Source organism: Streptomyces sp. NPDC047841, assembly GCF_040704085.1.
Lineage (GTDB): Bacteria > Actinomycetota > Actinomycetes > Streptomycetales > Streptomycetaceae > Streptomyces > Streptomyces argyrophylli.
In genome coordinates, this window is the sequence record NZ_JBEYRP010000005.1 from 200,807 (window position 1) to 211,673 (window position 10,867).

Annotated in this window: 8 protein-coding genes; 5 read left to right on the top strand and 3 right to left on the bottom strand. The window is 71.6% G+C overall.

The window, feature by feature from the left end:
* Nucleotides 1-72: 72 nt before the first annotated feature.
* Nucleotides 73-1,395 carry a gephyrin-like molybdotransferase Glp gene (glp, locus tag AB0947_RS09670; protein WP_366749753.1) on the bottom strand — a complete coding sequence of 441 codons (1,323 nt, stop codon included), beginning with the start codon at nt 1,393-1,395 and terminating at the stop codon, nt 73-75.
* Nucleotides 1,392-2,303, bottom strand: a complete 912-nt coding sequence (galU, locus tag AB0947_RS09675) for a UTP--glucose-1-phosphate uridylyltransferase GalU (RefSeq protein WP_366749754.1) — start codon at nt 2,301-2,303, stop codon at nt 1,392-1,394. Before galU ends, glp begins: the two co-directional genes overlap by 4 nt.
* A gap of 95 nt (nt 2,304-2,398) precedes the next feature.
* Here galU and AB0947_RS09680 point away from each other — a divergent pair, with 95 nt between their 5' ends.
* Nucleotides 2,399-3,019, top strand: a complete 621-nt coding sequence (locus tag AB0947_RS09680; protein ID WP_366749755.1) for a 5-formyltetrahydrofolate cyclo-ligase — start codon at nt 2,399-2,401, stop codon at nt 3,017-3,019.
* A 67-nt stretch (nt 3,020-3,086) separates the two neighbouring features.
* Here the strand turns inward: AB0947_RS09680 and AB0947_RS09685 are convergent, their stop codons facing one another.
* Entirely contained in the window at nt 3,087-6,008 is a 2,922-nt protein-coding gene (locus AB0947_RS09685; protein WP_366749756.1) for a penicillin acylase family protein, read from the bottom strand.
* A gap of 195 nt (nt 6,009-6,203) precedes the next feature.
* On the opposite strand from AB0947_RS09685, the gene AB0947_RS09690 reads away from it, so the two are divergent.
* The 4 genes from AB0947_RS09690 (at nt 6,204) to AB0947_RS09705 (ending at nt 10,588) form a co-directional block, all read left to right on the top strand.
* Nucleotides 6,204-7,733, top strand: a complete 1,530-nt coding sequence (locus AB0947_RS09690; protein WP_366749758.1) for a potassium/proton antiporter — start codon at nt 6,204-6,206, stop codon at nt 7,731-7,733.
* A gap of 244 nt (nt 7,734-7,977) precedes the next feature.
* Entirely contained in the window at nt 7,978-9,273 is a 1,296-nt protein-coding gene (locus AB0947_RS09695) for an MFS transporter (protein ID WP_366749760.1), read from the top strand.
* Between the two features lie 67 nt (nt 9,274-9,340).
* Nucleotides 9,341-9,655: an FmdB family zinc ribbon protein gene (locus AB0947_RS09700; RefSeq protein ID WP_366749761.1), complete on the top strand. Its 315-nt coding sequence runs from the start codon at nt 9,341-9,343 to the stop codon at nt 9,653-9,655.
* Between the two features lie 99 nt (nt 9,656-9,754).
* Entirely contained in the window at nt 9,755-10,588 is an 834-nt protein-coding gene (locus AB0947_RS09705; protein ID WP_366749762.1) for an S-methyl-5'-thioadenosine phosphorylase, read from the top strand.
* Nucleotides 10,589-10,867: the final 279 nt, after the last annotated feature.

Below are 10,867 nucleotides of genomic sequence, written 5' to 3' on the forward strand. Positions count from 1 at the left end.
CCCGGTCCGGGCCCGGCGCGGTGCGGCGCGCGGGCCTGCTGTGCGCGACACGGTACCGCCAACCAGCCGGGCTCAGCCGAGCAGGACCACCTCGACCTCGCTGCCGGGCTCCACGGACTCCATGTCCTCGGGCACGACGATCAGCGCGTCCGCCTGCGCCAGCGCGGCGATCAGATGGGAACCGGCACCGCCCACCGGGGTCACCTCGCCGCCGGCGTAGGTGCCGCGCAGGAACTGGCGGCGGCCCTTGGGCGAGCGCAGCGCCCCGTCGGCCTTGAGCACGGCCCGCACGCGGGGCCGGTGGAGGTCCGTGAGGCCCATCAGCGCGCGGATGGCGGGCCGGACGAACAGCTCGAAGGAGACGTACGACGACACGGGGTTGCCGGGCAGTGCCAGCAGCGGGGTGTGGTCGGGGCCGATGGAACCGAAGCCCTGGGGCTTGCCGGGCTGCATGGCGAGCTTGCGGAACTCCACGCCGCCGCCCGCCTCGTCCGCGTCCGCGGCGTACGCCAGCGCCTCCTTGACGACGTCGTACGCCCCGACGCTCACCCCGCCCGTGGTCACCAGCAGGTCGGCGCGGATGAGCTGGTCCTCGATGGTGGAGCGCAGGGTCTCGGCGTCGTCGGCGACGGCGCCCACCCGGTAGGCGATGGCGCCCGCGTCCCGGGCGGCGGCGGTGAGGGCGAAGCTGTTGGAGTCGTAGATCTGCCCGCCGGCCAGTTGCTCGCCGGGCTGGACCAGTTCGCTGCCGGTGGACACCACGACCACGCGCGGGCGGGGGCGCACGCGCACCGTGCCGCGGCCGATCGCGGCGAGCAGCGCGATGTGCGGCGGGCCGAGGACCGTCCCGGCCTCCAGGGCGAGGTCCCCGGCCTTCACGTCGCTGCCCTTGTCCCGCACGTGCGCGCGTGCCTCGGCGGGGCGGTACACGTGCACGTGGCCCTCGGCGCCCTCGGGGGCCGAGCTGCGCGCCCGCATGCCGCTGACCGGGCCCTCGCCGAGCCCGCCGTCGGTCCACTCGACGGGGACGACGGCCTCGGCGCCGGGCGGCAGCGGCGCGCCGGTCATGATGCGCGCGGCCTGTCCGGGGCCGACCCGCACCGGGTCGGCCGCGCCGGCCGCGACGTCCCCGACGACCTCCAGGACGGCCGGGAACTCCTCCCCGGCGCCCGCCACGTCCGCGACCCGCACCGCGTACCCGTCCATGGAGCTGTTGTCGAACGGCGGCAGGGACACCGGCACCGTGACGTCGTCGACCAGGACGCAGCCCTGGGCGTCGAGCAGTTGCAGCTCGATGGGTTCGAGGGGGCGGACGGTCGAGAGGATGTCCTCAAGGTGCTCGTCCACCGACCACAGGTCGTCCGGGCCGGCGGGGCGGGTCGCGGCGCTGCTCAAGATTGCTGCATCTCCTCGGCTACGTAACTGCGGAGCCAGGTCCGGAAGTCCGGGCCCAGGTCCTCACGTTCGCACGCGAGTCTGACAATGGCACGCAGGTAGTCGCCACGGTCGCCGGTGTCATAGCGGCGGCCCTGGAAGACGACGCCGTGCACCGGGCCGCCGACCTTCTCGTCCTGCGCGAGCTGCTGGAGGGCGTCGGTGAGCTGGATCTCGCCGCCCCGGCCCGGCTCGGTCTTGCGCAGTATGCCGAACACGTGCGGGTCGAGGACGTAGCGTCCGATGATCGCGTAGTTCGACGGGGCGTCCGCCGGGTCCGGCTTCTCGACCAGTCCGGTCACCTTGACCACGTCGCCGTCGGCGGTGGCCTCCACGGCCGCGCAGCCGTAGAGGTGGATCTGCTCCGGCGCGACCTCCATCAGGGCGACGACGCTGCCGCCGTGCCGCTCCTGGATCTCGATCATGCGCGCGAGCAGCGGGTCCCGCGGGTCGATCAGGTCGTCACCGAGGAGGACGGCGAAGGGCTCGTGGCCGACGTGCGGGGCGGCGCACAGCACGGCGTGCCCGAGGCCCCTGGGGTCGCCCTGGCGCACGTAGTGCATGGTGGCCAGGTCGCTGGACTCCTGCACCTTGGCGAGCCGTTCGGCGTCGCCCTTCTTCTGCAGCGCCGATTCCAGCTCGTAGTTGCGGTCGAAGTGGTCCTCGAGCGGACGCTTGTTGCGCCCGGTGATCATCAGGACGTCGTCGAGCCCCGCCGACACGGCCTCCTCGACCACGTACTGGATCGCCGGCTTGTCTACGACCGGCAGCATCTCCTTGGGAGTGGCTTTGGTAGCCGGCAGGAACCGGGTGCCGAGGCCGGCCGCCGGAATGACAGCCTTGCTGATCCTGGGGTGGGACTGAGTCATGCCCGCAACCATATCCGGTGCCTTTGTGGGGAATCTGTGGCTCAGGTTGCTTGACCCTTATATGACCTGCATTAAGAAGGGCGCGAGGACGACCAGTGGAACACGACGGACGTAAGGGCGAGCCTGACAAGCGCGCGTTTCGGCGAGAGTTCCTCGGGGTGAGGAAAAGGTTGACGGCGGATGACGTCCGCGTGGCGGGCCGCGCGCTGGCGGAGCGCGCCCTGGAGCTGCCCGAGCTGGCGCGTGGCCGCACGGTGGCGGCGTACGTCTCGGTGGGCGGCGAACCCGGCACGCTCGACCTGATGGACGCCCTGCGCGCGCGGGGCGTGCGCGTCCTGCTGCCCGTGCTGCTGCCCGACAACGACCTGGACTGGGGCGAGTACGCCGGCCCGGACTCCCTCACCCGCGTCCATCACGGCGGCAGAATGGCTCTTTTCGAACCCTCCGGTCCGCGTCTGGGCCCGGACGCCGTGACGGACGCGGACGTGGTCCTGCTGCCCGGCCTCGCGGTGGACGGGCGCGGGATGCGCCTGGGACGCGGCGGAGGGTCGTACGACCGGGTGCTGGCCCGGCTGGAGCGCGCGGGCGCGCGCCCCCGGCTCGTGGTGCTGCTCTACGACACGGAGGTCGTCGCGCGCGTCCCGGCGGAGGCGCACGACAAGCCGGTGCACGCGGTGGTGACGCCGTCGGGAGTGCGCCGCTTCCCTCAGCGCTGACCCTCCCCCGGACGGCAACGGCCCTCCACGCGCGCGTGGAGGGCCGTTGCGTGCTCTGTGCCGGTGGTCAGGGCTTGAGGATCAGGGTGTCGCTCGTGCTCTTGCCCACCGCCTCGCCGGAGAACGACCAGGGCAGCAGCTCGCCCTTGGCCCACTTGCTCGTCTGGTCCGTGTAGTGCGCGCTGAAGGCGTGCCCGGAGGCGCCGGTCAGGTTGATCCACTTGGACTTGTCGAGGTCGGCGAGGTTGACGACCATCCGCATGGACGGCACCCAGACCACGTTGTAGCCGCCGGCGGCGTTCCAGCCGGTCGCGTTCACCGTCGCCTCGCCGCCGCTGAGCTTCCAGGGGCCGCGGTTGAGGAGGTACTGCAGGGCCTTGGGGCCCTCGGTGCCGAGCGTCTGGTTCTTCAGGAACAGCCGGTGCAGACGGCCCCAGCTCCAGGTGTCGATGTCCTTGCCGAGCTTGGCGGTCAGCTCCCAGCGGGCGTCGATCATGGCGCGGGCGAAGAGCTGGTCGCGGTTCTCGGCGGCGGGGCGGGTGCCCGACCTGGGCGTCTTCCACCAGTCGCTGTCCGGCTTGTCCATCAGGGTGCGCACGACCTCGAACCAGCGGTCGCCGCCGTCCGGCTGCGCCTGGTCGGCGTCGCGCTGGCCGCACTCGCGCACCTTGGTGTCGTCGTCCACCGGGCCGGTGCTGTCGATCTTGTCGACCCACAGGCACTGTCCCTTGACGCGCAGCTCCTTGGGGAGCTTGTTGCCGAAGGCGAGCTTGAGGATGTTGCGCCAGACGGCGTTGAAGTACGCGGCCGCCGCGGAGTCGGCGTCCTGGGTGTAGTCCCAGCCCTCCAGCAGCTTCTGCGCCTGGCGGACGTCCGCGTCCTTCAGGTTGATCTTCAGCAGCTTGGGCACCAGGAGCTTGGCGATCTCGCTGCTGTTGTCCAGCTGCATCTGCCGCATGTCGTCGGTGGAGATCTTGCCGCCGTCCTTGATCTTGGACTCGATCAGGTCGGTGATGCGCTGGCTGCGGATGCCGTAGCCCCAGTCGGTGGTGAGGGTGTACGGGTACGTGCCCTGGTCGACCACGGCCTGGTTGGCGGTGACGATGTAGCCGCGCTTCGGGTCGTACTCGTACGGCAGTTCGTCCTGCTTGATGAAGCCCTTCCAGCGGTACTTCGAGTCCCAGCCGGGCACCGGGACGGCACCGGAGTCCTGGGCGGTGCGGGCGGGGATCCTGCCGGGCAGCGTGTAGCCGATGTGGTTGTCCGTGCTGGCGTAGACCAGGTTCTGCGAGGGCACGTCGAACAAGGCCGCCGCCGCGCGGAAGTCGCTCCAGTCCCCGGCCCTGTCCAGGGCGAAGACGGCGTCCATGGTCGTGCCCGGGTCGAGCGCGGTCCACCGCAGGGCGATGCCGTAGCCGTCACCGCGGTCGGGCGCGGCGGTGTTCACGGTGGCCCTCTTGCCGACCTGGACGAGTTCGTCGTCACGGTCGGACAGCAGCGGCATCCCGTCCTGGGTCTGCCGGACGACGATCGTCTTGGCCGAGCCCCCGGCGACCTTGATGGTCTCCTGGCGGGTCTTGAACGGCCGGACCTTGCCGTCGTACAGGTAGCCGTTGGCGCTGACCTTCTCCAGGTAGAGGTCGGTGACGTCGACCCCGGAGTTGGTCAGGCCCCAGGCGATCTTGCCGTTGTGGCCGATGATCACACCGGGCATGCCCGCGAACGTGTAGCCGGTGACGTCGTACTGGCACTTGCTGGAGACGGTGCGGCAGTGCAGGCCCATCTGGTACCAGACGGACGGCAGGGACGCCGACAGGTGCGGGTCGTTGGCGAGCAGCGGCTTGCCGGTGATGGTGTACTTCCCGGCGACCACCCACGAGTTGGAGCCGATGCCCTGGCCGTTCACGCCGACGGCCGTGGGCAGGTCGTCCAGGACGCTGTAGAGGCCGCCCAGCTGGCTCGTGAGGGACGAACCCGTCCCGGCCGAGGCGGAGGACCCGGTCCCACCCGTCGAGCCCGTCGTGCCCGTGGTGCCAGTCGTGCCCGTGGTCCCGGTCGTCCCCGTCGTGCCGGTCGTCCCCGTGGTCCCGGTCGTCCCGGTGGTCCCGTTGGTGGTCCCGGTCGTCCCCGTCGTGCCGGTCGTCCCGGTCGTGCCCGTGCCCCCGGCGGAGTTCGTGGCGCCGCTCTGCTGGAAGGCCTGGGTCACCGCGTCGTACTGGCCCTCCTGGACGATCGGCTTGTTGCGGCCGTACGGGTACGCCGGGTACAGGTCCTGGATCTGCTGCGGGCCGAGACGGCTGGTCATCAGGGCGCGGTCGATCTCGTCCTGCATGTTCCCGCGCAGGTCCCAGGCCATCGCCTTCAGCCAGGAGACGGAGTCGACCGGGGTCCACTTCGCCGGCTTGTAGTCGTTGGCGAAGCCCAGGGCCGCGTACTCCAGGGAGATGTCCTTGCCGTCCTTGCCCTGGAGGTAGGCGTTGACCCCCTTGGCGTAGGCCTGGAGGTACTTCTTGCCGGACGCCGACAGCTTGGTGTCGTACTCCTGCCGCGCGATCCGGTCCCAGCCGAGGGTGCGCAGGAACTCGTCGTTCTTGACCTGGCTCTTGCCGAACATCTCCGACAGGCGCCCGGAGGTCATGTGCCGGCGCACGTCCATCTCGTAGAACCGGTCCTGCGCCTGGACGTAGCCCTGCGCCATGAACAGGTCCTCGTCCGAGGACGCGTAGATCTGCGGAATGCCGTAGCCGTCCCGCTTGACGTCGACCGGCCCGGACAGGCCGTCGAGCTTGACCGAACCGGTGGTCTGCGGGAAGGAGGCGCGGACGGTGCTGATCGACCAGTACGCCCCGTAGGCGATGCCTCCGATGATGGCCAGGACCAGCACCAGCACGAGGAGTCGGGCTTTGCGCCCCTTCTTCCTGCCGGACTTGACGGACGTGGCACCCGCTGCGGCGGTGTCACCCGTGGTGGCGGTGGTGTTGGGGGGCATCGCTGTCCTTGCTGTCCTAACGCGAGCGGCAGGTCGGGCTGTGACTTTGAATGAGCGCTGGAGCAACCATAGGCGCAGGGCCCCGTCCCGCTTGACGCGGAGTCGGGAACGAGCGCGTACGAGCGTTCGATCTTGCCTCGCGAACGTCAAGAAATCGTCAAGAGTTAGGTAAGGTAACGAAGTAACCGAAGATCCGTGGGCCCGATCCCGGAGGAGGAACGCCCCCTGACTGTTCACCACCTCAACCAGCTCCTGCTCGTCTGCTCCGTCGTCCTGCTCGTCGCCGTCGCGGCCGTCCGGGTCTCCTCCCGCAGCGGCCTGCCCAGCCTGCTCGTGTACCTGGGCATCGGCGTCCTCATGGGCCAGGACGGCATCGCGCACATCCAGTTCAACAGCGCCGCGACGACCCAGGTCATGGGATACGCGGCCCTGGTCGTGATCCTCGCCGAGGGCGGTCTGGGCACGAAGTGGAAGGAGGTCCGGCCGGTCCTGCCGTCCGCCTCCGTCCTGGCGACCGTCGGCGTCGCGATCAGCGTGGGCGTCACCGCGGCGGGCGCGCACTACCTGGTCGGGCTGGAGTGGCGGCAGGCGTTCATCATCGGGGCGGTGGTGTCGTCGACGGACGCGGCGGCGGTCTTCTCGGTCCTGCGGAAAATCCCCCTCCCCGCGCGCGTGACGGGCACGCTGGAGGCCGAGTCCGGGTTCAACGACGCCCCGGTGGTCATCCTGGTCGTCGCCTTCTGCACGGCCGGCCCGGTCGAGCACTGGTACCTGCTGCTCGGCGAGATAGTCCTGGAGCTGGTCATCGGCGCGGCGCTGGGCCTCGCGGTGGGCTGGTTCGGCTCCTGGGGGCTCAGGCACGTCGCGCTGCCCGCCTCCGGTCTCTACCCGATCGCCGTGATGGCCATCGCCGTCACGGCGTACGCGGCCGGCGCGCTGGCGCACGGCAGCGGCTTCCTCGCCGTCTACCTGGCCTCCATGATCCTCGGCAACGCCAGGCTCCCCCACTGGCCCGCCACCCGCGGCTTCGCCGAGGGGCTCGGCTGGATCGCCCAGATCGGCATGTTCGTCGTGCTCGGCCTGCTGGTGACCCCGCACGATCTGGGCGACGACATCGTGCCCGCGCTGGTCATCGGGCTGGTGCTGACCATGGTGGCCCGCCCGCTGAGCGTGGTGCTCAGCCTGGCGCCGTTCCGGGTGCCGCGGCCGGAGCGGATCCTGATGTCGTGGGCCGGGCTGCGCGGCGCCGTGCCCATCATCCTGGCGACCATCCCCATGGTGAACGGCGTCGCCGGCAGCCGCCGGATCTTCAACATCGTCTTCGTCCTGGTCGTCGTCTACACCCTGATCCAGGGGCCGACCCTGCCCTGGCTGGCCCGCACGCTCCGGCTCGGGGAGAAGGGCGAGGCCGCCGACCTCGGCATCGAGTCGGCGCCCCTGGAACGGCTCCGGGGGCACCTGCTGTCCGTCACCGTCCCCGAGGGCTCCCGGATGCACGGCGTGGAGGTCAGCGAGCTGCGGCTGCCGCCCGGCGCGGCCGTCACCCTCGTCGTGCGCGAGGGGAAGTCGTTCGTGCCGCTGCCCTCGACCGTGCTGCGGCACGGCGACGAACTGCTGGTCGTCGCCACCGACCCGGTCCGCGACGCGGCGGAACGGCGGCTGCGCGCGGTCGCCCACGGCGGCAAGCTGGCGGGCTGGCTGGGCGCGGACGGCGACCGCGGGTGAGCCCCGCGGCAATCACAGGCGGGCCCCGCGGGCGTGCTCGCTTTCACAGGGCCACAGCCCATGATCCCTGTAGTATGAAGGCACCCTGATCGAACCAACTCTGCCTGATGCAGAGCTGGCGCGACCGTATGGCGGCCGGAACACCCTCCGCGGAGGCACCGGTATCTACCGCAGTTCCGCGCAAGAGGACAGCTCTCGGCGCCCCCGCACGGGCGCGCTACCAGGCGGAAGAAAGGCACGGGCCGTGGAGTCCACGGTCACCACCGGGCCGGCCGAGAACCCGCCGGCGTCGCCCCGCCCCGGATACGGACAGCTGCTGCGCACCCGCGGCGCCTGGACGTTCCTGCTCCCCGGTTTCGCCGCGCGCCAGCCGTTCGCGATGCTCACCCTCTCGATCGTGCTGCTCGTCCAGCACACCACCGGCTCGTACGGCGCCGCGGGCGCCGCCGCCGCGGCCACCGGCGTCTCCATGGCGGTGTTCGCGCCGTACAGCGGCCGCCTCGCCGACCGCTACGGCCAGCGGGCCGTGCTGATCCCCGGCGTCCTGGTGCACACGCTGTCCGGTCTGTCCCTGACCGCGCTCGCGCTGGCGCACGCGCCCCTGTGGGCGCTGTTCCTGGCCGCCGTCCCGACGGGCGCCTCCGTCCCGCAGGTCGGCCCGATGGTGCGGGCGCGCTGGGGCGCGCGGCTCCAGGGCTCGCCCCTGATGACCACGGCGGCGGCGTTCGAGTCGGTCACGGACGAGCTGACCTTCGTCGTCGGCCCCCTGCTGGCGACCGCGCTGTGCACGACCGTGACACCGGCCGCGGGCCTGGTCGCGGAGGCCGGGCTGACCCTCGTCGGCGGCCTGCTGTTCGCCGCGCGGAAGAGCACGCAGCCGCCGGTGTCCCGGGAGAGCGGGCACGCGCGCGTGCGGCACGCCTCCGCCCTGCGGGTCCCGGGCGTGCGCGTGCTGGTCGTCACCTTCCTCGGCATCGGCTCGGTCTTCGGCGGCATGCAGGTGTCGCTCGCGGCCTTCACCGAGTCGATCGGCGAGCCCGGCCTGAACGGCGTGCTGTACGGCGTCTTCGCCGCCGGGAACATGCTGTCCGGCATCGTCTGCGGCGCGGTCGCCTGGAAGACGGCTCCGCAGAAGCGGCTGGTGCTCGGTTACACGGCGCTCGCGGTGGCGGCGTCCGCCCTGTGGACGGCGCACTCGGTGCCGCTGCTCGCCGCGCTCGGCCTGCTGGTCGGCATGTGCATCGCCCCCTCGCTGATCACCGGCTACACGCTGGTCGACGGCCTGGTCCCGGACGGCGCCCGGACCGAGGCGTTCACCTGGCTGACCGGCGCCGTCGCGCTCGGCCAGGCCGCCGCCGTCACGGTCGCCGGACAGCTGGAGGACCGGCTGTGGGACGGCGCCGGGTTCCTGGTGCCGATGGGCGGCACCGTGCTCGCGCTGGTGACCCTGGTGACGCTGCGGTCGCGGCTGGCCGCACGGCACGGGAACCGCACGGTCGCGCGTGGCGTCGGTCACCGCGTGCCGGTCACGGTGGACTGATCCCCGGGAATACGTCACTATGGACCGTCGTTAGCACTCATTGAGTGAGAGTGCCAGGAGGAAGACAGTGCCGACCTACCAGTACCAGTGCACCGAGTGCGGCGAGGGCCTTGAGGCGGTGCAGAAGTTCACCGACGACGCCCTGACCGTGTGCCCCAACTGCAACGGCCGCCTGAAGAAGGTGTTCTCCGCGGTCGGTATCGTCTTCAAGGGCTCGGGCTTCTACCGCAACGACTCCCGCGGCTCCACGTCGAGCAGCAGCCCGGCGTCGAAGCCGGCCGGTTCGTCGTCCGACGCGAAGACGTCCTCCTCGACGTCCACGTCCTCTTCGACATCCACGTCCTCTTCGGGCTCCGGCTCCGCCAGCAGCTCCGCCGCCTGACACCTCTCGTCCGGACCCCGCCGTCGCACGACGGCGGGGTCTTCGGGCTTCCCCGGCACCGGCTCCCCCGCGCCCGCGCGGCCCGCTAGTGTGCTGGTCATGGCCAAAGCAGAGATCGGCGTCATCGGCGGTTCGGGTTTCTACTCCTTCCTGGACGACGTCACCGAGGTCCAGGTGGACACCCCCTACGGGTCGCCCAGCGACTCGCTCTTCCTCGGCGAGGTCGCCGGCCGGAAGGTCGCCTTCCTGCCCCGGCACGGCCGCGGCCACCATCTGCCCCCGCACCGCATCAACTACCGCGCCAACCTGTGGGCCCTGCGCTCGGTCGGCGTACGGCAGGTGCTCGGACCGTGCGCGGTGGGCGGCCTGCGCCCCGAGTACGGGCCGGGCACCCTGCTCGTGCCCGACCAGTTCGTGGACCGTACGAAGACCCGGGCACAGACGTACTTCGACGGGCTGCCCCTGCCCGACGGCACCGTGCCGAACGTCGTGCACGTGTCCATGGCCGACCCGTACTGCCCCACCGGGCGCGCCGCAGCGCTGAAGGCCGCGCGCGGCCGGGACTGGGAGCCGGTGGACGGCGGCACGCTGGTCGTGGTCGAGGGCCCGCGCTTCTCGACGCGCGCCGAATCCCTGTGGCACCAGGCCCAGGGCTGGTCGGTGGTGGGCATGACCGGCCACCCCGAGGCGGCGCTCGCCCGGGAGATGGAGCTGTGCTACACCTCGCTGACCCTGGTCACCGACCTCGACGCGGGCGCCGAGACCGGTGAGGGCGTCTCGCACGAGGAGGTGCTGCGCGTGTTCGCGGCCAACGTGGACCGACTGCGCGGCGTGCTCTTCGACGCGGTGGCGGCCCTGCCGGAGACCGGGCAGCGGGACTGCCTGTGCGTGAACGCGCTGGGCGGGATGGACCCGGGGTTCGCGTTGCCGTAGGCCGGGAGGTCGGGGCGGGCTGGGGGCCGGGCGGGGCTCGGCTCGGTGGCTGAGTGCGGTTCGGGCGCTGAATGCGGCTGGGTGGCTGCGTGCGCTTGGGCGCTGAGTGTGGCTCGGTGGCTCAGTCCGCTCGGGCGCTGAGTGCGGTTCGGTGGCTCAGTCCGCTCGGGCGCTGAGTGTGGCTCGGTGGCTCAGTCCGCTCGGGCGCTGAGTGTGGCTCGGTGGCTCAGTCCGCTCGGGCGCTGAGTGTGGCTCGGTGGCTCAGTCCGCTCGGGCGCA